Source organism: Kribbella sp. NPDC023972 (genome assembly GCF_040639075.1).
GTDB lineage: Bacteria > Actinomycetota > Actinomycetes > Propionibacteriales > Kribbellaceae > Kribbella.
Window position 1 is genome coordinate 34,721 of sequence record NZ_JBEZZH010000017.1, and the last position, 25,642, is coordinate 60,362.

General features: G+C 67.1%; 21 protein-coding genes, 1 tRNA gene and 2 pseudogenes. 13 read left to right on the top strand and 11 right to left on the bottom strand.

The genetic code is table 11. The features are described from left to right. Window positions 1–125: 125 nt before the first annotated feature. Genes AB0F43_RS37305 through AB0F43_RS37320 form a run of 4 tightly spaced genes read right to left on the bottom strand, consistent with a single transcriptional unit; the run spans window position 126 to window position 2,356 of the window. Window positions 126–899: an MBL fold metallo-hydrolase gene (locus AB0F43_RS37305; RefSeq protein ID WP_360488381.1), complete on the bottom strand. Its 774-nt coding sequence runs from the start codon at window positions 897–899 to the stop codon at window positions 126–128. Next, window positions 896–1,726, bottom strand: a complete 831-nt coding sequence (locus AB0F43_RS37310; protein WP_360488384.1) for an NUDIX hydrolase — start codon at window positions 1,724–1,726, stop codon at window positions 896–898. The genes AB0F43_RS37305 and AB0F43_RS37310 overlap by 4 nt, the downstream gene beginning before the upstream one ends. 10 nt (window positions 1,727–1,736) lie before the next feature. Next, entirely contained in the window at window positions 1,737–2,198 is a 462-nt protein-coding gene (locus AB0F43_RS37315; protein ID WP_360488387.1) for a RidA family protein, read from the bottom strand. Further along, entirely contained in the window at window positions 2,195–2,356 is a 162-nt protein-coding gene (locus AB0F43_RS37320; protein ID WP_132214365.1) for a hypothetical protein, read from the bottom strand. Before AB0F43_RS37320 ends, AB0F43_RS37315 begins: the two co-directional genes overlap by 4 nt. A gap of 62 nt (window positions 2,357–2,418) precedes the next feature. On the opposite strand from AB0F43_RS37320, the gene AB0F43_RS37325 reads away from it, so the two are divergent. The 4 genes from AB0F43_RS37325 to AB0F43_RS37340 all read left to right on the top strand — a co-directional run bounded on the left by AB0F43_RS37325 (window position 2,419) and on the right by AB0F43_RS37340 (window position 9,550). Beyond that, on the top strand, window positions 2,419–3,369 hold the full coding sequence (locus AB0F43_RS37325; RefSeq protein WP_360488391.1) for an ArsA-related P-loop ATPase: 951 nt from the start codon (window positions 2,419–2,421) through the stop codon (window positions 3,367–3,369). Continuing rightward, window positions 3,366–4,487, top strand: a complete 1,122-nt coding sequence (locus tag AB0F43_RS37330) for an ArsA family ATPase (RefSeq protein WP_360488394.1) — start codon at window positions 3,366–3,368, stop codon at window positions 4,485–4,487. The genes AB0F43_RS37325 and AB0F43_RS37330 overlap by 4 nt, the downstream gene beginning before the upstream one ends. 101 nt (window positions 4,488–4,588) lie before the next feature. Beyond that, window positions 4,589–6,940 carry an endopeptidase La gene (gene lon, locus AB0F43_RS37335; protein ID WP_360488397.1) on the top strand — a complete coding sequence of 784 codons (2,352 nt, stop codon included), beginning with the start codon at window positions 4,589–4,591 and terminating at the stop codon, window positions 6,938–6,940. A gap of 201 nt (window positions 6,941–7,141) precedes the next feature. Then, complete coding sequence (locus AB0F43_RS37340) at window positions 7,142–9,550, top strand: penicillin-binding protein (RefSeq protein ID WP_360488400.1); 2,409 nt, start codon at window positions 7,142–7,144, stop codon at window positions 9,548–9,550. 79 nt (window positions 9,551–9,629) lie between these two features. On the opposite strand, the gene AB0F43_RS37345 is transcribed toward AB0F43_RS37340, so the two are convergent. Then, on the bottom strand, window positions 9,630–10,097 hold the full coding sequence (locus AB0F43_RS37345) for a GatB/YqeY domain-containing protein (protein WP_360488403.1): 468 nt from the start codon (window positions 10,095–10,097) through the stop codon (window positions 9,630–9,632). A 26-nt stretch (window positions 10,098–10,123) separates the two neighbouring features. Between AB0F43_RS37345 and AB0F43_RS37350 the strand changes: the two genes are divergently transcribed. The 3 genes from AB0F43_RS37350 to AB0F43_RS37360 all read left to right on the top strand — a co-directional run bounded on the left by AB0F43_RS37350 (window position 10,124) and on the right by AB0F43_RS37360 (window position 12,549). Next, on the top strand, window positions 10,124–11,068 hold the full coding sequence (locus AB0F43_RS37350; protein WP_360488406.1) for a metallophosphoesterase: 945 nt from the start codon (window positions 10,124–10,126) through the stop codon (window positions 11,066–11,068). A gap of 24 nt (window positions 11,069–11,092) precedes the next feature. Continuing rightward, window positions 11,093–11,166, top strand: a tRNA-Pro gene (locus tag AB0F43_RS37355). Window positions 11,167–11,244: 78 nt separating this feature from the next. Continuing rightward, window positions 11,245–12,549, top strand: a complete 1,305-nt coding sequence (locus AB0F43_RS37360; RefSeq protein ID WP_360488409.1) for a J domain-containing protein — start codon at window positions 11,245–11,247, stop codon at window positions 12,547–12,549. A 160-nt stretch (window positions 12,550–12,709) separates the two neighbouring features. Here the strand turns inward: AB0F43_RS37360 and AB0F43_RS37365 are convergent, their stop codons facing one another. Together AB0F43_RS37365 and AB0F43_RS37370 are read right to left on the bottom strand one after the other, a co-directional pair. Next, a complete protein-coding gene (locus AB0F43_RS37365) occupies window positions 12,710–12,880 on the bottom strand; it encodes an excalibur calcium-binding domain-containing protein (protein ID WP_360488438.1) in 171 nt (56 codons plus the stop codon). Window positions 12,881–12,902: 22 nt separating this feature from the next. Further along, window positions 12,903–13,520: pseudogene (locus AB0F43_RS37370) on the bottom strand (thermonuclease family protein); the annotation flags it as partial. Between the two features lie 1,181 nt (window positions 13,521–14,701). Here AB0F43_RS37370 and AB0F43_RS37375 point away from each other — a divergent pair. The 6 genes and pseudogenes from AB0F43_RS37375 (at window position 14,702) to AB0F43_RS37400 (ending at window position 19,504) form a co-directional block, all read left to right on the top strand. Further along, window positions 14,702–15,904, top strand: a complete 1,203-nt coding sequence (locus AB0F43_RS37375) for a serine protease (protein ID WP_360488412.1) — start codon at window positions 14,702–14,704, stop codon at window positions 15,902–15,904. Between the two features lie 324 nt (window positions 15,905–16,228). After that, window positions 16,229–17,050: a Swt1 family HEPN domain-containing protein gene (locus AB0F43_RS37380; protein ID WP_360488415.1), complete on the top strand. Its 822-nt coding sequence runs from the start codon at window positions 16,229–16,231 to the stop codon at window positions 17,048–17,050. Next, window positions 16,980–17,711: pseudogene (locus AB0F43_RS37385) on the top strand (DUF499 domain-containing protein); the annotation flags it as partial. The gene AB0F43_RS37380 and the pseudogene AB0F43_RS37385, both read left to right, overlap by 71 nt. Window positions 17,712–17,796: 85 nt before the next feature. Further along, window positions 17,797–18,369 carry a hypothetical protein gene (locus AB0F43_RS37390; RefSeq protein ID WP_360488441.1) on the top strand — a complete coding sequence of 191 codons (573 nt, stop codon included), beginning with the start codon at window positions 17,797–17,799 and terminating at the stop codon, window positions 18,367–18,369. A 106-nt stretch (window positions 18,370–18,475) separates the two neighbouring features. Beyond that, window positions 18,476–18,601, top strand: coding sequence for a hypothetical protein (locus AB0F43_RS37395; RefSeq protein ID WP_360488418.1), 126 nt, complete (start codon window positions 18,476–18,478; stop codon window positions 18,599–18,601). Between the two features lie 21 nt (window positions 18,602–18,622). Continuing rightward, entirely contained in the window at window positions 18,623–19,504 is an 882-nt protein-coding gene (locus tag AB0F43_RS37400; protein ID WP_360488421.1) for a hypothetical protein, read from the top strand. 4 nt (window positions 19,505–19,508) lie between these two features. On the opposite strand, the gene AB0F43_RS37405 is transcribed toward AB0F43_RS37400, so the two are convergent. From AB0F43_RS37405 to AB0F43_RS37420, 4 genes are read right to left on the bottom strand one after another with little or no spacing between them, the layout of a single operon-like run. Then, window positions 19,509–21,608, bottom strand: coding sequence for a DEAD/DEAH box helicase (locus AB0F43_RS37405; protein ID WP_360488424.1), 2,100 nt, complete (start codon window positions 21,606–21,608; stop codon window positions 19,509–19,511). Further along, complete coding sequence (locus tag AB0F43_RS37410; protein ID WP_360488427.1) at window positions 21,608–22,822, bottom strand: BREX system ATP-binding domain-containing protein; 1,215 nt, start codon at window positions 22,820–22,822, stop codon at window positions 21,608–21,610. Before AB0F43_RS37410 ends, AB0F43_RS37405 begins: the two co-directional genes overlap by 1 nt. Continuing rightward, entirely contained in the window at window positions 22,822–24,096 is a 1,275-nt protein-coding gene (locus AB0F43_RS37415) for a BREX system ATP-binding domain-containing protein (protein ID WP_360488430.1), read from the bottom strand. The genes AB0F43_RS37410 and AB0F43_RS37415 overlap by 1 nt, the downstream gene beginning before the upstream one ends. Continuing rightward, window positions 24,093–25,001 (bottom strand): hypothetical protein, encoded by a 909-nt coding sequence (locus AB0F43_RS37420; protein ID WP_360488433.1) that lies wholly within the window; start codon window positions 24,999–25,001, stop codon window positions 24,093–24,095. The genes AB0F43_RS37415 and AB0F43_RS37420 overlap by 4 nt, the downstream gene beginning before the upstream one ends. Window positions 25,002–25,642 lie beyond the last annotated feature (641 nt).

Genomic DNA, 25,642 nt, shown 5'->3' on the forward strand with positions numbered 1-25,642 from the left:
CCCCCAACCAGCCCCGCCCGCTCGACCTTCGACGTACCTGTGGAAAACCTTGATTTGGCTGGCTAACCCACCAAGTTGGGGGTTTGCTACCCGGAACCCGGGTGGAGAACCCACAAGTTGGTGGGTCAGCCAGCCAAATAGTCGAGCTGGGCGCGGACTGAGCGTTCGGCGGCGGGCCATAGGGAGCGGTCGATGTCGGCGTAGACGTGTGCCACGACCGCGTCCGGGGTGTTGTGGCCGGCTGCGACGGCTGCCCGGACCTGGTCCAGGCGTTCGTGGCGGTGGGTTATGTAGAAGGTGAGGACGTCGGTGGGGTCGTCGATGACCGGGCCGTGGCCGGGGAGCAGGCGTTCGACGCCCGCCGCGGAGTTGGCGAAGGCGAGGAGGCGGTCGAGGGAGTCGAGGTAGGGGCCGAGGGCGCCGTCGGGGTGGGCTACGACCGAGGTGCCGCGGCCCAGAACGGTGTCGCCGGTGAGGAGGGAGCCGTCCTGCGGGAGCCAGAAGCAGACCGAGTCCATCGTGTGGCCCGGTGTCGGCAGGACCTCGATGCGGAGGCCGCCGGCGGTGATGACGTCGCCTTCGGAGAGGCCGTGGGCGTGGTCGGTGGGGAGACGGAACGCCGGATCGACTGCCCGGACCCCGCACCCGGCCTGGTTCGCGAACCAGGCGGCGCCTTCCGAGTGGTCCGGGTGCTTGTGTGTCAGCAGTACGACGGCCACCTTGCCGGCCTGGTCGAGGACGGCCCGCAGGTGGTCCTCCAGCATCGGGCCCGGGTCGACGACCACCGACTCGTCCGCGTCCGGTGCCCGCAGGATCCAGGTGTTCGTCCCGTCCAGCGTCATCGGTCCGGGGTTGTCCGCGCGCACCAACGTCGCATTATCGGTCATGAACTCAGTCATCCGGTCTCCAGGTAGGCCTGGTCGCCGGCAAGCCGGATGGTTGGGAGGACCGGGCGGATCTCGCGTTCACCGGCGGCGGTGAGGATGGCGGCCACGTCGTCGTACGGCGTGAGATCGCGGCAGCACACGTACGTCGGGGGAAGCATCAGCAGGTCGCCCGCCTCGACCGCGGCGACGGCGTCCGCGGGTCGCATCCAGGCGACCTGGTCGGACTCGCTGGTCACGTCGCGGGTGACCTGGCCGGCCGGGAGCGCGGCGACGAAGAAGCGGGTGTCGTACCGCCGCGGCTCGAACTCCGGCGTGATCCAGTGCGCCCACGGCCCCAGCAGATCGGCGCGCAGGACCAGCCCGCGCCGGTGCAGGAACTCGGCGAACCCGAGCTCACGCGCCTCCAGCGCGACCCGGTCGGACTCCCAGTCCTCGCCGCTCGTATCGGCGACCACAGAATGCGGAGACGGGCCGGCAAGCAGCACGCCCGACTCCTCGAACGTCTCCCGCACCGCAGCCGCGACGTACGCCGACGCCGTCTGCTCGTCGCAGCCGAGCCGGCCCGCGAACCAGGCCGGTGCGGGACCGGACCACGAGTCGGCGACGGTCGAGTCGGTCGCATCCACCCGGCCGCCCGGGAAGACCGTCATACCGGCCGCGAACGCCATCGTCCGATGCCGCCGGAGGAGGTAGACCTCCGGTCCGGCGGCGGTATCGCGGAGCAGTATCACCGTCGAGGCCGGGCGCGGCTCGGATGGCGTCCGGCCCGCACGGACGAACTCCAGCGCGGCCGACGCCATCCGGCCGGACAGCAACTCGGACTTCAGGTCGCGGACCATGCCGTCGCCGTCAGGCGACCTCGACGATCAGTTCGACCTCGACCGGGGAGTCGAGCGGCAGAACCGGTACGCCGACCGCGCTGCGGGCATGCTGACCGGCCTCCCCGAACACCTGGCCGAACAGCTCCGAGGCGCCGTTGGCGACCTGCGGCTGACCGGTGAAGTCCGGCGTGGAGGCGATGAACACGACCGCCTTGACGATCCGGTGCACAGTGCTCAGGTCGCCGATCTCGGCCTTGATCGCGGCCAACGCGTTCAGCGCGCACTGCTGGGCGCACTCGCTCGCGACCTCGGCACTGACGGCGTCGCCGACCTTGCCGGTGGCGATCAGGGCGCCCTCGCGCAGCGGCAGCTGACCGGAGGTGTAGACGAGGTTGCCGGTCCGTACGGCGGGTACGTAGGCGGCAACCGGCTTGGCCACGTCGGGCAGCTTCAGGCCGAGCGCGGCGAGCTTCTCCTCGGGGTGGCTCATGACTCTTCGATCTCTCGCTTCAGGTAGGCGACGAGGGACTCTGGGTTCGGGCCCTGGACGACCTGGACCAGCTCCCAGCCGTCCTGGCCGAAGTTGTCCAGGATCTCCTTGGTCGAGTGGACCAGCAGCGGCGCGGTGAAGTACTCGAACTTCTTCATGAGGGGGACTCTAACGGGCTCCTCTCCCAGTGTGCTGTGGGCCACGTCCTACGCTGGGGATCATGGCGAGGCTGCATGTGGTCACCGGGAAGGGGGGCACCGGGAAGACGACTGTTGCGGCTGCCATGGCGCTGTCCCTGGCCGAGCAGGGCAAGCGCGTCCTGCTCGTCGAGGTCGAGGGGCGGCAAGGGCTCGCCCAGCTGTTCGACGTACCACCGCTGCCGTACGTCGAGCGCCGGATCGCGCACGGTCCGGGCGGCGGCGAGGTGTTCGCGCTGGCCGTGGACGCCGAGGCCGCGCTGCTGGAGTACCTCGACATGTACTACCACCTCGGCCGGGCCGGTAAGGCGCTGGACAAAGTGGGTGCGATCGACTTCGTCACCACGATCGCCCCGGGCCTGCGCGACGTACTGCTGACCGGCAAGGTCTACGAGGCGACCCGGCGGAAGTCGCACGGGCGGCTCGCGTACGACGCCGTCGTCCTGGACGCACCGCCGACCGGGCGGATCGCGCCGTTCCTGAACGTGAACCACGAGGTCGCCGACCTCGCCAAGGTCGGGCCGATCCGCAACCAGGCGGACGCGATCATGGGCATGCTGCGCTCCGACGTGACCCGGATCCACCTGGTCACGCTGCTCGAGGAGATGCCGGTCCAGGAGACGATCGACGCGGTCGAGCATCTGGAGGCTCTGGAACTGCGGATCGGGTCGATCGTGGTGAACATGGTTCGCAACAGCCCGCTCGACGACGACGCGCTCGCCCTTGCGGTGAAGGAGAAACTGCCCGCCGGTGAAATCAGCAAAGGGCTGCGCTCCGCCGGTGTTGCCGTCAGCAAGGAGTTGGTCGCGACCCTGACGGCGGAGGCACGCGATCACGCGATCCGGGTCGGGCTGGAACGCGAGAACCGCGACCGGATAGATGCCTTGGGCAAGCAAGTGACCCAGCTCCCGCTGCTGCCGGAGGGCATCGACCAGGGCACCTTGTTCGATCTGGCCGAGGAGTTGCGCCCATGACCGAGTTGAATCTGGACGCTCTGATCGACGACCCTGGCACTCGCATCATCGTGACCTGTGGCGCGGGCGGTGTCGGGAAGACGACCACGGCGGCGGCGCTGGGGTTGCGTGCCGCTGAGCGTGGCCGGAAGGTTGTCGTGCTGACGATCGACCCTGCCCGCCGGCTGGCGCAGTCGCTCGGGCTGACCGAGCTGGACAACACTCCGCGCGCGGTGGCCGAGGTGAACGCCGCGAACGGCGGCCGGCTGGACGCGATGATGCTGGACATGAAGCGGACCTTCGACGAGGTCGTGCTCGCCCACGCGACGCCGGAGAAGGCCGAGCAGATCCTGGCGAATCCGTTCTACATGGCGCTGTCCTCATCGTTCGCGGGGACGCAGGAATACATGGCGATGGAGAAGCTCGGGCAGTTGCACAAGCAGGCCGAGCGGACCGGCGACTGGGACCTGATCGTCGTGGACACCCCGCCGTCGCGGTCGGCGCTGGACTTCCTGGACGCGCCGGAGCGGCTGGCATCCCTGCTGGAGGGGCGCTTCCTGCGTTTGCTGCTGGCACCTGCTCGCGGTCCGTTCCGGTTGATGTCGGCCGGGGTGAACATGGCTATGTCCGTGCTGAACAAGGTCCTCGGCGCGCAGGTGCTGACCGACGTGCAGACGTTCGTCGCAGCCTTCGACACGTTGTTCGGCGGCTTCCGGCAGCGGGCCGAGCAGACGGTCGCACTGCTACGCGAGCCGCACACGGCCTTCCTGGTGGTGGCCGCTCCGCAGAACGACGCGCTGCGCGAGGCGTCGTACTTCGCCGAGCGGTTGCGTGAGGAGAGCATGCCGCTCGCGGGCGTCGTACTGAACCGGGTGACGACGACGCAGGCGCCGGAGTTGTCGGCCGAGCGGTCACTCGCCGCGGCGGAGCGACTGGAGGAGGCGGACAAGTCGCCGCTGGCCGCCGCCGTACTGCGGTTGCACGCGGACAAGATGCAGCAGGTCGTCGGCGACCACAAGCGGGCGGACCGGTTCCGGCGCGGGCACCGCTCGATCCCGACGGTCGAGGTGCCGGCGTTGGCCGACGACGTCCACGACCTGACCGGTCTACGCCAGATCGGTGACCTGCTCACCGCCTGAGCCCGGTTTCACTGTCAGCGAACGCTCGTTCTCGTCGGGAATGAGCTGGTCGGGCCTTCGGTTGAGCCAGTCAGACTCAATCTTGAAAAGGGTGTGACAGCGTGACCGATACGTTGAATCTTCCGGTTCTGCCGCTGGACGACGTCGTGGTCCTGCCGGGCATGGTCGTGCCGGTCCGGCTGGCCGACCCCGAGGCGCGGGCGGCGATCGACGCGGCGCAGGCCTCCGGCCAGGATCAGGTGCTGCTGGTGCCGCGGCTGGACGGGAAATACGCCAAGGCCGGGACGCTCGGCGAGATCGAGCAGATCGGCCGGTTGCCGGGCGGAGCCCAGGCGGCCGTCATCCGCGGTACGGCGCGAGTCCTGATCGGCGCGGGGACCACCGGTCCTGGTGCCGCACTCTGGGTCGGCGCGACCGTACTGCACGAGATCACCGACACCCGCTCGGCCGAGCTGGCGCGGGAGTACAAGACCCTGGTGACGTCGGTCCTGCAGCGCCGTGGTGCGTGGCAGGTGATCGACTCGGTGAAGCAGGTCGACGACCCGGCGGAGCTGTCCGACCTGGCCGGCTACGCGTCGTACCTGAGCAACGAGCAGAAGTCCTGGCTGGTCGAGAACGCGAACGTGTCCGAGCGGCTGGAGAAGCTGATCGGCTGGGTCCGCGACCACCTGGCCGAGCTCGAGGTGTCCGAGACGATCCAGAAGGACGTCCAGGAGGGCATGGAGAAGCAGCAGCGGGAGTTCCTGCTGCGCCAGCAGATGGCCGCGATCCGCAAGGAGCTGGCCGAGCTGGACGGCAAGGCCGAGTCCGAGGAAGAGGACTACCGGGCCCGGGTGGAGGCGGCTGATCTGCCGGAGCACGTGCGCAAGGCCGCGCTCGCCGAGGTCGACAAGCTGGAGCGGACCGCCGAGCAGTCCCCCGAGGTCGGCTGGATCCGGACCTGGCTGGACACCGTCCTCGAGATGCCTTGGAACGAGCGGACCGAGGACAGCTACGACATCCGGGAAGCCCGGGCCGTACTGGACGCGGATCACGCCGGCCTGGACGACGTGAAGGAGCGCATCACCGAGTACCTGGCCGTACGGCGCCGCCGCGCGGACCGTGGTCTCGGTGTGGTCGGTGGACGCCGCAGCGGCGCCGTACTGGCTCTGGTCGGTCCGCCTGGTGTCGGTAAGACCTCGCTGGGCGAGTCCGTGGCCCGCGCGATGGGCCGGAAGTTCGTTCGGGTCGCACTGGGCGGTGTCCGGGACGAGGCCGAGATCCGCGGTCACCGGCGTACGTACGTCGGTGCGCTGCCGGGCCGGATCGTCCGGGCCATCACCGAGGCCGGCTCGATGAATCCGGTGGTGCTGCTGGACGAGATCGACAAGGTGGGCGCGGACTACCGGGGTGACCCGACGGCCGCCCTGCTGGAGGTGCTCGACCCGGCACAGAACCACACCTTCCGGGACCACTACCTGGAGGTCGAGCTGGACCTGTCCGACGTGGTCTTCCTGGCCACCGCCAACGTGCTGGACTCCATCCCGGCGCCGCTGCTGGACCGGATGGAGCTGGTGCAGCTGGATGGGTACACCGAGGACGAGAAGGTCATCATCGCCCGTGACCACCTGCTCCCGCGTCAGCTGGAGCGGGCGGGCCTGACGGCGGACGAGGTGACTGTCGACGACTCGGCACTGCGGGTGCTGGCCGGCGAGTACACGCGTGAGGCCGGCGTACGGCAACTGGAGCGGTCCATCGCACGGGTGCTGCGGAAGGTGACAGCTCGGTTGGCCCTGGGAGAGGACGTCGAGTCGCTGACCATCGGTTCCGGTGACCTGAAGGGCTACCTGGGCTCACCGAAGTTCACTCCGGAGTCAGTCGAGCGTACGGCGCTACCGGGTGTGGCGACCGGGTTGGCGGTGACCGGTGCGGGTGGTGACGTGCTCTTCGTCGAGGCGTCGCTGGCCGACAAGGAGACCGGCCCGACCGGAGTCACCCTGACCGGACAGCTCGGTGATGTGATGAAGGAGTCGGCGCAGATCGCCCTGTCGTACCTGCGCTCGCACGGCGCGGAGCTGGGGCTGCCGGTCGGCGACCTGGCCGAGCGGAACGCGCACATCCACGTTCCGGCCGGTGCGGTCCCGAAGGACGGGCCGTCGGCGGGTGTCACGATGACGACGGCGCTGGCGTCGCTGCTGTCCGGACGGCCGGTCCGCTCGGAGGTCGCGATGACCGGTGAGGTGTCGCTGACCGGACGGGTGCTGCCGATCGGTGGGGTCAAGCAGAAGCTGCTCGCCGCGCACCGGGCCGGACTCACCACGATCCTGATCCCGAAGCGGAACGAGCCGGACCTGGAGGACGTGCCGGAGTCCGTGCTGGCGGAGCTGACGGTCCACCCCGTCAGCGACGTCCGTGAGGTCCTCGACCTGGCGCTGGAACCGGCTCAGGTCGCAGCACACCAGTACGCCGCCTGACCGACGTACTGCACGAGGGCCGGACCACCCACTGGACGGGGTGGTCCGGCCCTCCTCCTTTTGGACGAAATTCGTCACGCCGCCCCAGCGCCGGGCCTCCTGAAAAGCCCTACTGACGCGGAGATTGGCACTCTGGTTGGCGTGACATGGCTCACATTCTCGACTTCGGACTGTCACCGCGATCCCGTACCCTCTATAACCATGCGCGTCAGGGAGAAGGGTGACCGGGGAGTCGTCCAGTCTGTGGTTCTGTTCCTCGGGGTGAGCGTGCTGTCGGGGGCGTTGGCCGCCGGTCTCGCGATCCCCTTCGCCGGGCTGGCCGGCTTCACCACGGAGAAGACCCACGACACCCTGCAAGACCTGCCGCAGCAGTTCGACGAGGTGCCGCTCAAGCAGAAGAGCACCATCCTGGCCGCGGACGGCAGCCTGATCGCCACCCTCGCGGAGCAGAACCGGGTGCCGGTCAAGCTCAGCCAGGTCGCGCCGATCATGCAGAAGGCCATCGTCGCGATCGAAGACGACCGGTTCTACGAGCACGGCGCCCTGGATCTGAAGGGCACCCTGCGCGCACTGCTGCGGAACCAGTCCGAAGGCTCCGTGCAGCAGGGTGGTTCGAGCATCACCCAGCAGTACGTGAAGATGAGCCTGGTCGAGAAGGCGAACACGCCCGAGGAGGTCGCGGCCGCGACGGCCGAGACGTACCAGCGCAAGGTCGCCGAGCTCCGGTACGCGATCGCCATCGAGAAGGAGTACTCGAAGAACGAGATCCTCGAGAAGTACCTCAACCTGGCGAACTTCGGTGACGGCGCCTGGGGCATCGAGGCCGCCTCCCTGCACTACTTCCGGGTGCACGCGTCCCAGCTGACGCTGCCGCAGGCGGCTCTGCTGGCCGGGCTGGTGAAGAACCCGACCGGCTACGACCCGACCAACAGCATGAAGCGCGCCAAGGACCGCCGCGACGTGGTCATCAAGCGGATGCTCGAGCTGAACGTGATCTCGGTCGCCCAGGCCAACTCTGCACTGAAGACCCCGGTCATCGACCCGGCCAAGGTCAGCCCGAACAAACTCGGCTGCGCGAACTCGCGGTACCCGTTCTACTGCGAGTACGTCGTCGCCCAGCTCAAGCAGAACCCGGCCTTCGGCAAGACCGAGGCCGACCGGGCGGAGTTCCTCAAGACAGCCGGTCTCACCGTCCGTACGTCGCTGGACCCGAAGATCCAGGCCGCCGCGCAGAAGTCGATCAACGATCACTCCAAGCCGACCGACTCCGCGGTCGCGGCCATCACGATCGTCGAGCCCGGCACCGGCCTGGTGAAGGCGATGGTGCAGAGCAAGCCGTACGGCGGCAAGCGGAACCAGACGTCGTACAACTACAACGTCGAGAAGTCCTATCCCGGCGGGTACGGCGGCTTCCAGAACGGCTCGACGATGAAGGCCTTCACCATCGCGGCCGCGATCCAGAAGGGCTTCCCGCTCAACTACAAGATCAACTCACCCGACCGGATCGACCTGAGCGGCAAGAAGTGGAGCACCTGCGACGGCGTCGCCACGGCCGAGAAGGGGTACGCCCCGAAGAACTCGACCCAGAACGTGCCGGTGCCGACCATGGTCCAGGCTGCTCAGAAGTCGACGAACACCTACTTCCTGTTGCTCTCCCAGCAGACCGGCCTCTGCCCGATCGCCAGGATCGCCGCCTCGCTGGGGATGTACGACGCCCAGCAGAACAAGCCGCTCGAGCAGTACCCGTCGATGACGCTGGGCGTCGGTTACGTGACCCCGCTGCAGATGTCCGCGGCTTATGCGGCGTTCGCCGCCCGGGGCATGTACTGCAAGCCGTGGCTGGTCACCGCGATCAAGGGACCGAACGGCAAGGCGATCAACGCCCCGGGCGCGGACTGCAAGCAGGCGCTCGCCCCGGAGGTCGCGGACGGCGTGAATGCCGTGCTGCACCAGGTGATGGAGCCGGGCGGTACGGGTTCGAAGCTGAAGTTCGGCAAGAGCGAGCTGGCCGGCAAGACCGGAACCATTTCGGGCAACCTGGCCGTGTGGTACGCGGGGTACTCCAGCAAACTGGCCGCCGCTTCGGTGGTCGCCGACGCTTCACCGCCGTACCACGACCTGATCGGCCAGACGCTCGACGGCAAGAAGATGTCCGACGCCTCCGGCTCCGGCACCGCGGGTCCGCTCTGGATGACCGCGATGCAGGGCGCGCTGCGCTACTACCCGACGACGAAGTTCGTCGCGCCGTCCGACAAGACCGTCCGCGGTGACGTGAAGGACATCCCGTTCGTCAACGGCATGAACCCCGAGGACGCCGCCAACAAGATCCGCCAGGCCGGTTTCGAGGCCGCGATCGCGCCCGGCACGGTCAACTCCGAGGAGACCGCCGGCACGGTCGCCTACACCACCCCGCGTCAACGCGAGGGCGCCCCCGAGGGCTCGACCATCACCATCCACATCTCCAACGGCAGCCAGAAGAACCAGCCTTCCCCGCGGGCCACGACCACGAGCCAGCCCCCGGCAACCACCAAGCCACCCAAGAACCCACCCACCATCAACCCCAACTGCCCACCCTGGAACCCGAAGTACCCCAACTGCGGCGGCAGATAGCGAACGGGCCTCGTCCACGACTGGACGAGGCCCTTCGTCGTCGTACCCGGGTGAGAGCCGGGTGAGCGGCGTCCTGGGGTCAGGCGCCGAGTTGGCGTTTTACTTCGGCGGAGACGATGGCGCCGTCGGCTTTGCCTTTGGTTTTGGGCTGGAGGGCGCCCATGACCTTGCCGATGCCGCGAGGGCCGAGCTCGGCGGCGCCGGTGGCGGCGATGGTCTCGGTGACCAGGGCGACGATCTCTTCCTGGCTGAGCTGCTCGGGGAGGTACTCGGCCAGGATGTCCGCCTCGGCCTGTTCCTTGTCGGCGAGCTCGTCGCGGCCGGCCTCGCGGTAGGCGGTGACGGACTCGCGGCGCTTCTTCGCCTCGGCGCTCAGGACGTCGACGATCTCGGCGTCGGTGAGGTCGCGGGCCTCCTTGCCGGCCACCTCCGCCTTGGTCACCGCGGTGAGGGCCATCCGCAGGGTCGACTTGCGGATCTCGTCACGTGCCTTGAGGGCTGCGGTCATGTCGTCGTGCAGCCGCTGCTTCATACCGGAGTTGGACATACCTGAGATTGTGGCAGGCTGGTGCAATGAGTTTGAGCGGGCTTGCCAGCACCACCCTCAAGGCCACGGCGGTCGTCGGTGCCGTGGGCGCCGCCTGCGTCGCGTACGCGGCCGGCATCGAGGTGCGGTGGTTCACGCTGCGCAGAGTGACCGTCCCGGTGCTGCCGGAGGGCTCCGCGCCGCTCAGGGTGCTGCACCTGTCCGACCTGCACCTGATGCCGACTCAGGAGCGCAAGATCAACTGGGTCAACGACCTGGCCGCGCTCGAGCCCGACCTGATCGTCAACACCGGTGACAACCTCGCCCACGAGCGGTCGGTCCGGCCGCTGCTTCGCGCGTACGGCGACCTGCTCGACCTGCCGGGTGTGTTCGTGTTCGGCTCCAACGACTACTGGAAGCCGCACTTCAAGAACCCGGGCAAGTACCTGCTGCCCGCGCACAAGCAGCGGCACAAACCGCACGGCCCGGACCTGCCGTACGAAGAGATGCGCCGCGCCTTCACCGACGCCGGCTGGGCCGACGTGAACAACGCCAAGGCGACGCTCAAGGTGGGCGGCCTGCGGCTGGACTTCGCCGGCACCGACGACCCGCACATCAAGCGCGACCGGTACGACGAGATCGCGGGCGAGGTGGACCCGGCGGCCGACCTCTCGATCGGCGTGACGCACGCGCCGTACCAGCGGGTGCTGAACGGGTTCGTCGGCGACGGGTACCCGCTGGTCCTGGCCGGCCACACCCACGGCGGTCAGCTGGCAGTGCCGTTGTACGGCGCGCTGGTGACCAACTGCGACCTCGACACGTCCCGGGTGAAGGGCCTGTCCACCTGGGGGCACAACGGCCGCCAGGCGGCTCTGCACGTCTCCGCCGGCCTCGGCACCTCGCCGTACGCACCGGTCCGCTTCGCCTGCCGGCCGGAGGCGACGCTCCTCACTCTGGTCCCCCGAATCAACCCGATTTCGTCCCAGCCCTAGGCGCATGTAAGCTATCCGAGGCTTCGGGCTGTGGCGCAGCTTGGTAGCGCGCTTCGTTCGGGACGAAGAGGTCGCAGGTTCAAATCCTGTCAGCCCGACTCGACATTCAGGGTCAGTCACTTCGGTGACTGACCCTGAATGCTTTGATGGGCCTGGCCGTCCGTGGAGGTACTGGGGTGAGTGGCGCCGATCATTACGAGGTGCTGAACGTCGAGCGAACGGCGACCACGGACGAGATCAAGTCCGCCTACCGCCGGCTGGTACGTCAGGTGCATCCGGACCAGGGCGGCAACGCGGCACTCTTCCGGTTGGTGCAGGAGGCGTGGACGACGCTGTCCGATCCATACAAACGAGCCGCCTACGATCGGAAGCTCAGTGGGTCCGCCACCGCCGAGCCCGAGCCGGACACCTCGTACGCCGAGCAGACCCGGCCGCGATCTGATCCCGGTACCGACAACCCACCGACGGAGGCCGCACCCGGCGGGTCGAACGGTCCACCTGCGGAGCCCGCGCGCAGCGGGTCGATTCGAGTCGTGCCGCGTTTCGGGCGCTGGCGCCGCCTCGCTTTGGTGGCTCTGGCCGTCTGGCTGGTGCTCGCGGCCGGGCCGTACGTGTACTCGTCCCTCCAGGAGGGCTGGAGCGCGCCGATCGGCCTGCTCCTGGCGGCTCTGACCGTCATCGGCCTTCCGCCGCACTGGCGCCGGCGGCTGCCCCTCCACCGCCGGATCACGGGCTGCGGGATCGTGGGAGCGTTCGGCCTCGCCGTCATGGCGTTGCCGTTCGTGTCGACGAGTCTCCCCAACATCCTGCGGGCCTGGATCTTCATCGTCGTCGCCGGGATCGTGGTGGTCCGCGTTCTGACGGCTCGGTGGTCGGCCGCGCGGGAGTTGGACGTGGCGATCGACAGAGGAGCGGCGTACGACGCCAACGTGTGGGGCCGCCCCGGCGAGCCGCTCGTGGACGACGGGTACTCGGCTCCGATCCCGGGTTCCGCGGTACTGCGGCATCGCCGTACCGCACGGATGCTCGAAGACGTGGTGGTGCGACTCCCGGCTGCCAAGCTGATCCACGGTGCTCGGGTCGGGGGTCTCACGGTCGACCACCTGATGATCGCGGGTGATCGGGTGGCGGTCGTCGCCTCCATGATCGGGCCGTCCGGCACCTACACGCTCGACCTCTACGGATCGGTGCTGCGGGACGGGCAGCCGTTCGACGGCGGCGATCCTGGCCTCGCCGCGGCCGTCGCGGCCTGGCAGGCGAGGCTGAAGGGCTTCACGGTTCGCGGTTTCCTCATCATCCATCCAGCTGTGGAAGGCCAGGGGCAGATCACCGTCGCGACCGGCTCCGGCGCGGCTGTCACGTGCCTGGCGGCCCGCTCGGCCGCCGCCGAGTTGACCGACTGGCTGCGGCCGGAGGGCGACGTACTGAATCGGTGGCTGCTGTACGACGTGCTGTACCAGGCACCGCTCGGCCTACGCTGAACTCATGCAGCGGGTCGATCTGAAGGAGGTGGAGTACGGCGGTTGGCGTACCCGCCCCACGAGGTCGGTGTCGAAGAGGACCTTGTGGAGACTCGAGCCCTGTCCTGGCTCAACGCAGGCAACGCGCATCGTGCGGAGGATTTTGCGGCAGGCGCATCTCCTACTCGCACACGTACCCGTCGTTGTCGCCGTCGCGATAGAAGCCGTACTCGACGTCGCGGCCTTCACGGTAGCCACCCGACGGAACTGCTCCCGCGGCCTTCGCGGCTCCGCAGGTGCCGTAGTCGACCGCCCCTTTCGCCCGGCCGCGCCGACGTCCGCGTGGGCTCAGGTGTGCTCGGCAGGCCGCACTGCCGCAGCGTCGCTGCCGCCTGGGCGGCGATGTAAGTGGCCTCGCGAGGGTGCCAGCCGTATCCGTCTCGCGAGTCGTAGCGAGCGACGGCGAGTCCCGCGGTGATCTGCCCGAGCCCGGCATCGACACCGTTGACGTCGACGTACCGGAGCCAGCGGCCGTACCTGTCCGTTGTGTCCTTGCCAGGCCCCGCTTTGGACAGGACGACCGGCCGGCCGCCCGCCAGCGTCTTCATGCTGTAGGTCGCCGGGCCGAAGTTGCACTCGCCGCGCTCGGGCGTGTCGATGCCGATGACCCGGATCCGCGCCGTCTCGCCGCCGGTCGTACGAACGTCGATCGTGTCGCCGTCGACGACGCTGGTGACGGTTGCCGCCTCGCCAACCGTCCTGGGCTGCGCCACCGAGGCAGTCGGCGGCGCGGGCACCGCCGCGGTGGGGACCGATTGGTGGGTGGAAGTCGGTGTGAGAGTGGGACTGGGCGGGACCACGGGCGCGTTGATCTGCGGGCTGCCGGCGACCGTCGTCGGCGAGCCTGCGGTGTTCTTCTCGCCCGCACAGCCGGCGAGAAGGAGGAGTACCAGGAGACCCGCCGGGGCGGCGATCAGGGCACGGCGGTTCATCGATTTCCTTCCGGGGAGCGGTCACCCGTGGTTTCGGCACCGCGCCGCCCGGTCTTGAGTCCCGCCCGGCGAGGGCTTTCGAGCTCGGCAAACAGCGCAGGACTACTCGGCTGGAAGATCGACACGCGCGGCCACGGCGGCTACCTTCGCCGCCGCAAGGCGCTGGGGCAGGCTGTAAAGTGCGCCGAGTACCTGCGGGAGTGCACGACTCCTCGAGGTGGCCAGCGCTAGGCGATGCATGGCCTCCACCGACCTGCTGAGCCATTCCCAAGACACCGTTCCGTGGACGAGGGTGATGCGAATGTCGACCAGATGGGTCTGTGACTCCTGTGGATACGAGGGCCGAAACGACGATGACGTGCCAGTCGATCAAATCCAGTGCCCGATGTGCGGCGAGCCAGTGACGCCATTGCCATCGACTTCGGCGCCCGATGACAGGTACGAAGACGAGTGGAACTGACCCAACGAACGCAGTGTCGGCTCAGTTGATCGCGTCAGGGTGCACCCACTCCAACTCGATGGACTTACGCCCTGTGGCGAGCCAGTACGCGCCGCCGGCCTGAATCTGGAATCGCCCGGCCTTGGTACGCGACTGCGGCGATCAGCCCTTCCGCTAGAACCCGAGGGCATCAGACACGGCGACCCACACGGTGCCGTGGTCGTCCACATGCCTCCTGTCGGCGTGCCACCGCTCTTTCGTGCAAGCGGTACAGTCCGTCCGGCCCGTACTGGCTCGCCTTGGTGGGATACGACATCCTGCACTGGTCACGGCGTACCGGCTTGTCCGAACCCGACTTCTCGGCCAGCTTCTGCGCCAGGCGCCCGCGCGGCCGATTCGTTGCCTCAGGCCTCTTTCTTCTCCGGACGTACGTAGCCGACATATCTCCCGCCCGAGATCTTGCTGGAACATTTGTTCGCTTGGCGAGCTCGGATCGCGCTTGGCTCGGCGGTTCCTTGTCACCAGCCCAACCCGGACGGAGCGGATCTGCCTCGCAGGCTTTACTCTCCGTAATGAAAGTGACTTCCTGTAACATCCGTGCGGCCTGGTCCGATAGAGTGGACAAGGCGTGAGCGCGGCGGACAACGGCAGTGCTCAAGTCGTGACTGGGGGTCGGGGGACCATGGGGGTTCGAATTCTTGCTGCGCTGATACTCGTCGGCACAGTCGCAGGCTGTGGGGGCGTGACGATCGGCGGGTCACCGGCCGGTCCGGCAACGGTGACTGTCACGCCGTCCCCGCCAGGCATCGCCCAGGCATCGAAGTCGCCGACCGGCGGTCCGGGCACGTCCGTAACCGCGCCGACGGACTGGGCGGCGGAAATCGCCTCGGTCCGCTCCGGGGTGGCCCGCCTCCAGGTCGCGACCTGCACGTCCAGCGGGTCGGGAAGCGGCCTGCTCATCGGGCGCAACCTGGTGCTGACTGCGGCGCACGTGGTCAGCGGTGCAACCTCGATCAGCGTCTGGGTGGAGGGCAACGCCAAGGGTACGGGGCTGTTGAGCCGGGCCGAGGTCATCGGCATCAACCGGAACGCGGACCTGGCGCTGGTGCGGACCGCGCGGCCACTCAGCGGTCACGCGTTCAGCCTGGCGACCGCCGATCCGTCGATCGGCGACGAGGTTGCGCTGATCGGTTACCCGTTCGGAGATCCGCGGCTCAGCGCCAAGTTTGGTCATGTCAGCGACCTCGGGCGAACCGTAACCTTCTCCGATGACGAGGGCGGAACGGTCGCCGTTTCCCGGCTCATCACCACGGACGCTGCGATAAACCCGGGCAACAGCGGCGGACCGGTCATCGCCCGTGACGGCCGGGTCGTCGGCATCGTCTCGGGCAAGCGGACGTGGGCCGACGACCAGACCGCGGCCGAGGGAGTCGGTTGGGCCGTATCTGCGGCGAAGAACGCATCCATGGTCGCCGACTGGAAGTCACACCGTCCGATCGACCGGGTCAGTTGTGCCGGCAGCCGGGAGCGGGCCACCGACCCGTTCGCGGACCAGGTGGAGGTGGTCATCACCTCGGTGCACTCACAGTCGGCGATCGCGGCACAGAGCCTCGCCCTGCACGGTACGGCGATCAACCTGGGCGAGTACGGCGTCGCGTACGACCTGTTCACCCCGGCGATGCAGAATCGGATGGGTGGGGTTGCGAAGTGGTCGAGCATGCTCACGACGTCGTACTGGCGACGGCTGGACATCCTTGAGGTCTCTACTGTGACGAGGACCCGTCTGCAGGTCTCGACGATCCTGCAGACGGAGCAGGCTGCGTTCGAGGGGCCGGGCGGGCAGACCTGCTCACGCTGGCCGCTGGACTACGCCATGGTTCTCCGGGCCGGCGTCTGGCACATCGACAAAGCACAGCTCCACGGGGCCGAACCCACCGCCTGCTGACTCCGGAGCAGCCGACGCCGGTCAGCGGCGCAGGGGCAAACCTCAGGGCGGTAGTCCACTCGATGCGGCTCGGACCGAACCCCTCAGTGCTGTTGCCCCTGACCCAGCCATTCAACTAGCATTCGGGCATTTGTTCGATTGCGTCGCCCGGGAGAGTTCACCGCGGCCCGCCACACTCTGGCTGGCTCATGCACGGCCGCGCCCAGCACGACTGCTCGGGTGCAGGTCAGTGTGCGCGAGTGATGGCGATCAACAACTACGAGCGGGTCGGACGCGGTCTGGGGATCCTGGGCGCGAGGTCTGCGGCCGTTCGTCGATCACCACATGGGCCCGAAGGCTCCGGGCGGTGACTGGGCAGGATTGCTCGCAGCGCGGGATGAGGTGAAGCATGGTGCCGCCAAGAAGGTAGACCCCGATGACCCGGCGGTGCACCTGCGGGTGCTGACCGAGGACTGGCGGGCGTTCGAGGGCAAGCTGAGCCGACCGCAGCAGGGGCTTGCATCCGAGCTCCGCGAGACCCGAAACACTTGGGCGCACGACGGGAAACGGACGACGTCGACCGATGACGCCTACCGTGCGCTGGACACCATGGAGCGTCTGCTGCAGGCGGTCGGCGCGCCGGACGAGGCAGACGAGGTTCGCCGGCTCCGAACTGACATGCAGCGGTCAGCGTACGAGTCGCAGGCCCGCAAGACTTCCCACGCGATGGTCGAGGCCGCGATCTTTGATGGCAAGGGTCTGAAGCCTTGGCGCGAGGTGATCACGCCGCACGTGGACGTGATCTCGGGAGACTTCTCCGCCTCGGAGTTCGCCGCTGACCTTCACATGGTCTCCAGGGGCGAGGGCAGCGAGGAATATGTCGACCCGGTCGAGTTCTTCCGGCGCACCTACCTCACTACGGGCCTGCGCGACCTGATGACGCGGGCGGTGAAGCGGATCGGTGGGGACGCGAACGCCTCGCCGATCGTGAATCTGCAGACGAACTTCGGCGGCGGCAAGACCCACTCGATGCTGGCGTTGTACCACCTGTTCTCCGGCACCAGCCTGGGCGAGTTCCCGCAGGAGGTCCAAGAGCTTGTCGAGGCCACGGCGACACCGCTGCCTAAGCCCCGGTCCGTCGGGTGGTGCTGGTGGGCAACCACCTGACGCCTGGCCGGCGACGGAGAAGGATGACGGCACGAAGGTCAACACGATCTGGGGTGAGCTGGCCTGGCAGCTGGGCGGACGGGAGGCGTTCGACCTGGTCGCCGCCGCGGACCGGACGAGGACCAACCCGGGCGCGGACCTGACCGCGCTGATCCAGAAGTACGGCCCGTGCCTGGTCCTCATCGACGAGTGGGTCTCGTACGCGCGGATGCTTTACGGCGACGAGACGCTGCCTGCTGGCTCGTTCGACACCCAGTTCACCTTTGCGCAGACCTTGACCGAGGCCGTAAAGGCGGTGCCCGGCGCGATGGTGGTCATCTCCATACCCGCGAGCCACCGACCCGAGGACGGTGAGTCAGGCGGATCCGGGCTCGAGGTTGGCGGCGAGCACGGGCAGAGGGCTCTGGACCGGCTGCAGAATGTGGTGCGGCGGGTCGCGGACCAGTGGCGGCCGGCGTCGTCGGAGGAGTCGTTCGAGATCGTCCGGCGGCGGCTGTTCGACGAGCCGGACGCCGATGCCCGCAACGACATCGCCGCGGTCGCACGGACGGACGGCGACTTCTACCGCCAGCACCGCGGTGAGTTCCCGTCGGAGACGATCGAGCCGGCCTACGAGGCGCGGATGCGGGCGGCGTACCCGATCCACCCGGAGCTGTTCGACCGGCTGTACCAGGACTGGTCGGTGGACCGGTTCCAGCGCACCCGCGGGGTGCTGCGACTGATGAGCGGTCATCCACGAGCTGTGGGTGGGCGGCGACACGTCGCCGGTGATCCTGCAGGGGACGATCCCGCTGGATCGGCCGCGGGTGCTGGACGAGCTCGCCCAGTACCTGGAGGACGCGTGGAAGCCGATCATCGACACCGATATCGACGGGGTCGGGTCCACGCCGGTCCAGATCGACAGGGACCGCCCGGTACTCGGGGCGCGGTTCCTGGCCCGGCGGACCGCCCGGGCAATCTTCGTCGCCTCGGCCCCGACCCTGCACGGCGCGCACAAGGGCGTGGAGGTGCAGCGGGTTCGGATCGGGACCGCCATCCCCGGTGACACCGTGGGCAACTTCGGGTCCGCGTTGCAGCTGCTGGCGGACCGATCGACGTACCTGTACGTGGACCAGGCGCGGTACTGGTACGACACCCAGGCCAACATCACTCGGACGGCGCGGGACTACGCCGAGCGTCTGGTGGTCGAGGACGTGTGGGCGGACATCGAAGGCGGTTGCGGGGTAGGGAGACCAAGTCCCCCGGACTGTTCGCCGGTGTGCACGCGGCGCCGGAGTCGTCGGCAGACATCCGCGACACCGAGGACGCGCGATTGGTGATCATCGGCCCGCGGCACCCGCATGCCGCCAAGGGGGAGTCGTCGAAGGCGCTGACGTTCGCCGAGGAGTGTGTGCGGACGCGTGGCACTGCCAACCGGGTCGCAACATGCTCGTCTTTCTCGCTCCGACCGAGCGGGACCTCGGCAACGTCGAGCAGGCGGTCCGCGACTACCTCGCTTGGCAGAACATCTACCAGCGCGCGGACTCCGACCTGAACCTTACCGCCCCCTAGAAGGCCCAGGCCAAGGCACGCATGGACACCGCCGACCAGACGGTCGCGGCGCGGATCGCCGACGCCTGGAACGTGCTGATCAAGCCGGACCAGCCCGAGCCTGCCCGGCCGGCCACGCTTGTTACCAGCCGGTGTGTCGGCACCGAACGGCTCGCCGAACGAGCGGGAACCGCGCTGCGGCGAGAAGACGCGTTGATCGTCGAGCTGGGGCCGAACATCGTCCGGCACGCGGTCACCTCCAAGGCACCTGCCATGTGGAAGAGCGGTCACGTCAGCGTCGGTGAGGTGTGGAAGCTATGCCGGGAGTACGCGTACATGCCCCGGCTGCGTGATATCAGCGTGCTCGAGGACGCCGTACGCGCAGACCTGAGTCTGATCACCTGGGAGCGGGAGGGATTCGCGCTCGCCACCGGGTACGACGCCCAAACTGGTCGCTACCAGGGACTGGCGATCCCGCACGAGGACGACTTCGCCGGGATCTCGGACTCCACCCTGCTGGTGATGCCCGACGTGGCGCTGCAGCAGCGCGATGCCGAGAAGGCTGACCAGCCTCCTGGCACGCCAGGAGCGCCCGGCGAGACTCTCACGCGGCCCGACGTCCGGTACCCAGAGACCAATGACGAAATCGAGGTTGTGCACAACGCCGACTTCCATGGCGTACGGCGCCTCGACCCCGAGATGTACGGACGGGACTGGAACAAGATCGCCAACGAGGTCATCGCCCACCTAGCCTCTGTAGACGGGGTGCCACTGGAGATCACGGTCGACATCCGGGCGAACTCTCGCTCGGGTATCCCGGACGCCAAAAGCACGGACCGTCTCAGAGAACGCCAAAGGTGCTCAAATTCAAGGTTGCCCGCTTCGAGGATCAGAACTCCGACTGGTTTCGGCACCGTTCTGTAACCGCTCAGCGTTGGACGAGATCGAGGATGTCGCCCGGCATCCCGATCTGGCGGCCGATTCTTAGTCGCTTGAGCGTGCGCCGGTGGGCCGGGCGCCTTAGCCACTCGTTTTGCATCTCGAGCCGGCGGAGCATGACGGGCAGCGTCCGCTGGAACTCACTTGCGTCTGCTTCGTCCATCTCAATGCAGGCGATGTGCTCCAGCATCGCCTCTGGCTCCGGCAGGCCTGTGAACGACACTGGTTGCGGCGTGTGCAGAAGGAAGTCGTCGGACCTTTGTGGGTCTCCACCGAACCAGGCGGCGAAGAGCTGGTTAGCGAGCGACCCCGCGAATGTGAGGTACACATGCTCGCCATCGCGTGCACACCTGGGGACGACGTCGGCAGCCGCGAACGGCCGCAGGGGTCCGAGCGCCTGCCGAAGCGCTGCCGCCGACTCCAGTGGTACGACATCGGTCGCCATATCGCCTCCAGCAAGCAGCTCTCGAATCTGATCGACGACAGCGGGGTCGGTCGGCGCTCCCCGGCGCCCAAACTTCAGCTCGGTGTCAGGACGCCGACTCGTTGGGCGGACCCGAATAACTCCGCCATAGAACGCTTCGACCTCCCATCGGCGGCCCGAGAAGGCAAAGGTGCGACCTTCTTGCAGTCGCATGAGGTTCGTTGCTGGTATGCGGCCCAACGTTGTCGATCCATGCAGCAGCTCTACCTCCCGGGAGCCGAGCGGTATGTTCGACCAAATCCGCATGTCCTTCGCCATCTCCCACAGACCATCGTCCGCGCCATAGCGATGATAGACGGGGTGCCGCTTTAAGACTTCGGCAGCAACCAGCTCATCGAGGATCGCCTCTGTCTCGGAGTGATCAAGGTGCCACCACGGCTCGAGTATCTTGCTGAGCGCATTGATCCCAACGAACGCGCCGCCATCCCCATGGACGCGTGAGACCAACTGCTGGGCTGCGGCGCCATAAAGAGCAAATGGCAGTGCATTGTCCGCGACACCTTGGTCGATCTGGCGAAACAGTGCCTGGAATCCGAGCAGGTCGCGCAGACCGAGTGTTTTGTCCTCGCGAGGCGGCGGTACGACGCACAGCGCCTCGACGACCGGGCTGCGTCGGTTGCCACGGCCGCACCGCTGCATCAGCGACTGCCAGTTCGACGGGATGCCGAAGAGCACGATGAGGTCGATGTTCCCGATGTCGATCCCGAGCTCGAGCGTCGACGTTGCAACGCACACGCCCCGGTCGCCCCGTTCGAAGTCGTGCTCGACGCGCTCCCGCTGCTCCTTTGAGAGCGATGCGTGATGCGCGTAGACCGAGTCAGCAAAGCCGGATTCGGCTCGTAGGACGTCGGCGAGTGAGTCGCACTCGCGCCTGCTATTCGCGAACACAAGAACCTTCGCGTTGCTTGCCGACATTTTGGCAAGCCGTTCAGCGAGATCCGCCCGCGAAACGTTGATCCGGATCTGACGCTCGATTAGGCGTACGTTGGCTTCCTGGTTGACGACGGTCGGCGCAGCTCCGGCAGGCCGGAAGAACTGCCATACGGCCTCAGGGTCGGCGACCGTGGCTGACAGACCGATCACCTGCAACCGCGGCTCGACCATGAGCTCGAGCCGGTGCACAGCGATGCCGAGCTGGAGGCCACGCTGCGTGTTTGCCAGCAGGTGGATCTCGTCCAACACCACAGCGCGCGCAGTCTGGAGCCTCGGCTCTCGCTTCCCTACAATGACGTCGAGCGACTCGGGGGTCGTAATCAGCACCTGCGGACAAGTGACCTTCGCGAGGTCATTGCGTTCACCATGGCGGATGCCGATATCAAGTCCGAGCAGTTGGTAGACGGGCTCAAGTCGACGGAGCAGGTCGTTTGCCAGCGCGCGCGTTGGCGAGATGTAGACGACGACGACCCCCTGGCCGGCGTCGAGTTCGGCGAGGTAGCGCTCGGTTAGAGGAGCCGCTGCGGCTTCGGTCTTGCCTGATCCGGTGCCCGCCCTGATAAGCACGTCGTCGCCCGCCAAAACGGTCTCGATCGCGCGACACTGAAAATCGCGCAGGTCGAACTTGCCGAAGAACGCGCGACCAACTCTCGCTCCCAGTGATTGGGCCATCAGTCGAGCTGACGATCGAGGGCTACGACGAAGCCCTCCACAGCTTGTCGGATCTGATCTGCGCTTGACCGGCTGAAGAGCCGGACGACCTCGCTCTTCAGCTGTTCATTATCGAATTCTCCCTCGGCGTCCCAGTCGTACGCTTGACCATGCGTGCGTCGGATCTCCTTGGCCAGGTTAAGGAAATCCTGGCGGCGGATGGGTGCCATCTCGAACCGGGCCAGGTGGTCGAACCGCTCGACCGGAAAGTGGTAGGCGAAACGTTCGTACAACCGTGTCCGGCATTTCTCTGCGAAGTCCGGCGTGACCGCGAAGTACGACATGCCGGCGAATCGCTCGCCTGAGAACAAGCGGAACAGGTTGTGAAAGGCATTCTGCTCAAAAGTGGTGTTGTTGAGGTTCTGGATCACGTCTTCGAACTCGTCGAAGAGGAGTACCAGACCTCGTCGTCCGCAGACCCGGACCAGCAGGTCGAGGTCACCGAGCGCGGCCCACGCCTGCACGTGGCCCTGGACGTGAACGAGAAACACGTCGTCGGCATAGAATGTCGCCTCCGGACGCGGATCGCGGACGCGCGGCAATAGGCGGTGGACAAGCTGGTCGTAGAGCTTCTTGCGGTAAGCCCTGTACTCCCACGGATAGGACAACCAGTCCACGATGAGCTCTCGGACGGTGTCAGACGGAGTGTGGAGCCAAGCCCGAAGGGCTACGAACAGGGCTGGGGAAGAGAGCTCCTCTGCGAAGTCCCAGCGGCCGCCCGCCGTGATGCGCTCGTACTGCTTTCTCCCATCGTCCTCGAGGCCCTGCGGGTCGATCCCGGCAAACGCGTCGAAGAGTTTCCATGCGCCCTTGCCACTCAACTCGTCCAACTCGAACGACCGCATGACGGCGGCGGTCACTTGGTCCATTCGGTTGAAGCGAACCCCCGACTTCGAATCGACCGTAACGAGGGCGACCGCGAAACCAGCATCGAGCGCAAGCTCTCTGATGAGGCGGAGTAGATGGGTCTTGCCAGCTCCGTAGTTCGCCTGTAGCAGCAGCGCATCGCCACGGTGCTCCTCCGGTCGCCGGAGGGTCTCCTCGAGGCGCTCTATCTCGCTGCCTCTGCCGACTGTGAAACGTCGCAGATGCCCGACCGGTGGGACACCAGTGCGCAGTGACTCGATGATTCGATCGGCTGCGGCCCTGCTCACCACCCCACCCGCGTCCGCCATCAGTCGTCGCCCACCTTCTTGAGGAAGCTGACCGTCTCCCGATACGACTCCGCCGGCTCGGGCAGCTCTTCCTCGTGGATCCCGAGATCGAGGAGCTTTGTGGTCTCCTTGATTACGACACGCCACCGGCTCGTACGTTCATACGGACCGTGCTGCTCAACAACGGTTCCGATGCGCCGCCGCAGATCCTCGACGCTCAGCAGCCGCCCCTGGTCGCCGGGGTATGCGATCTCGTAGAGGCGACGGATCTTTAGCGCAGCATCTTCGTACGAGGCTGGATCTGTCGTTTTTTCCGCATCCAGGTTCCAGACCTTGTCGAGAGCCTTCGGCGGATGACCGGGTGGGGTCCCGATGCGTGCGGCGAGGGCGCCGTATATCAGTACCCCCGTCTTCGGGTCCGTGAAGAACTCGGGCACGGCCGCATAGAGGAGGAAGAGTCCAGGCACTTGCCCCGTCTCGTTGAGAAGATACAAGAGGTTGTTGTGTGCCTGCTTGAGGTTCGACTTCGACATGGTGGAGTGGGTCATCTCAGACTCGTCGAAGAGCACGAGCAAGCCCTTAAAGCCAAGGAGTTGGATGAGGGCGGTGAGAGAGGTGAGGATCGTGCGAGCGTTCTCCTTGCTCACCGCCTTCTGGATGCCGAACTCATTGCGCATCGTGGTCTTGTGGGATTCACCGGCGAACCACTGCAACAGCATCCCACGCCGCTCCTCGAGCACCCTCTCGTCTTGGCTCTCCCCAGCGAAGGTCTCCCAATACGCCCGCACCACGCGCTTGACGTCGATGTCGATTGCCGGATCGGAAAAGAGCCGCTCGCTCAAGCGCTGTACAGCCGAAGGAAGGTCGCCCGAGACACCGGCTTCTCGGTCCAGCGCCGATCGAAGCACGTTGCCGAACGGCGCGCTCGCCCCGATTGTCCCGAGGCTCTCAGGGGGAGCGATGTTGCGAATGATCGAGAAGAGTACGAGTTCGAACTTGTTGAAAGGGGTCTCTTGAGCGCTTAGCTCGACGCTCGAGACGAGCCACCCGGCACCAACCGCCTCCTCGGTCAGGAGGCGGAAGAAGTGCGTCTTGCCCGACCCCCAACTGCCATGGATGAAGCGGATCTTGCCAGCGACCGGGTCCGACTCAAGATGCCTCCTGCGGACGCTTCCAAGGAAGTCTTCGTAGCCGGCCGAGTATGCGCTTGCGGAATGCTGAGGCGGCGATCCCCCTCTGAGTTGCTCGACGATGGCCTCCGCAGCCTTCTCGTCCAGATCCACGAGTTTGGTCATGTCACTCCTTGGGCGTCGAAGCTGACGTACCCGTAGTACCCACGGTCTTCAAGACCCGGGAGGAGCACGCCATCGGCATCGTTCTTGGTGTGATCGAGGCGCAGGCCTCGCGCTTCCACCACAACGTCAGCGCCGGATGCGACCAGCCGGGCCAGATCGACGGCGAACTCGTCCACGGCGAACCCCTTGTCGGTGACCCGGAGCTCTTCGATGAGCTCTTTGATCGGCAGCCTTGCGCCTACGCCACGGGCCTTCTTGGCCACGGCCGCGCGAAGGCGCTCGGCGAACTGCGGCAGGTCGGTCTCGCGGGCAAAGCACCGCTTCCACTCGTCAGCGACATGCTGCGCGAGGACGGCAGGATCCACCGCCACTTTCTCCTTCTTCGCGCCCTCCTTCTTCGCCCCGCGGGTTTGCACGATCGCCTGGCGCTTCTTCTCGTCAACCTGGATCGTGATGAACTGCCTCTCGACCGTGTACTTCGGATGGCGGGAGGAGGGATCTAAGGCGACGTCCAGCGCATCGAGCTCAGAAGGGAATGTCCTCGGGAGGTCGGCCATGATCTCGTCCACGCGCGGCTCCAGCCCAGCGCTGAACTCGTCGAGGCGGTCGGCGTCCTCGGGGCTGGTTGCTTTCAGGAAGGCTCGCGCGTCCTTTCCTCTTTCGATAGCGAGCAGCGCAGACGACGGGGTGTCCTTCGCAAGCGCCTCCTCGAGATCTGTGGCCAACACCCGAACAGCTCGGAGGTCCTTCATCTCCTTCTGCAGCTCGGCGATCTGCTGCTGGCGCTTCTCGAGACCGCGATCGGCCCGGCGACCCATTGACGCCACCAACGCGAGGATCGCGGTCGGCCCTGCCGCAGCCAGAGACGTTGGAGAGCCTGCGGTGCTCGACGGCTCCTTACCCATTCATCCTCCTCACACGACCGGTTCGAATTGCAAGGCCGTATTGGTCTGTCCTCGTTGGCTGCGGTCGCTCCCGACGCGGCGGGTGTTCATCTCCAAGCCCGCGCGGTACCGGCCGCTGTCGTTTCCTGCGGTTCGTGACCGGATTGCCTGCACGATCGTGTTCGAGCCGATCTTGGAGGCGGCCTTTTCTGCCGTACTCGTTCGGGTTCCGCTCGAAGCGCGCGGCGCACGACGCACTGCAGCCTCGTGGTGGTCCATGTAGCCCGGCTGCCAGAGGCCTATCCGACCTTCGCCTTGTCGCCCCAGCACGCACCGTCGCTGCACCCCAACCGGTTCGTCAGGTAGATGGGCTGGCGCGGCCTGCTTGTTGGCCGGAGCCGACGTCCTTTTCAGGTCATATGTCGGCAGTCGTAGGGACGGACTTGAGGACGCCGGGTTCGCCGGCTCCCGACCGGGTCCAACTGACGACAGGTCTCCAGGCGGATCTTCGCTCGGACTCTCCGTCAGCGGGCGCGTTTCACAGCCACCATTTGGGCACGGCCTCGGTGTACTGACCTGAGAGGTTGGGGACGCGGGTGGCTGGTGGTTGGCCGCCGAGTGCGGTGTGGCCGCGGTGGTGATTGTAGGTGTGGAGCCAGGTG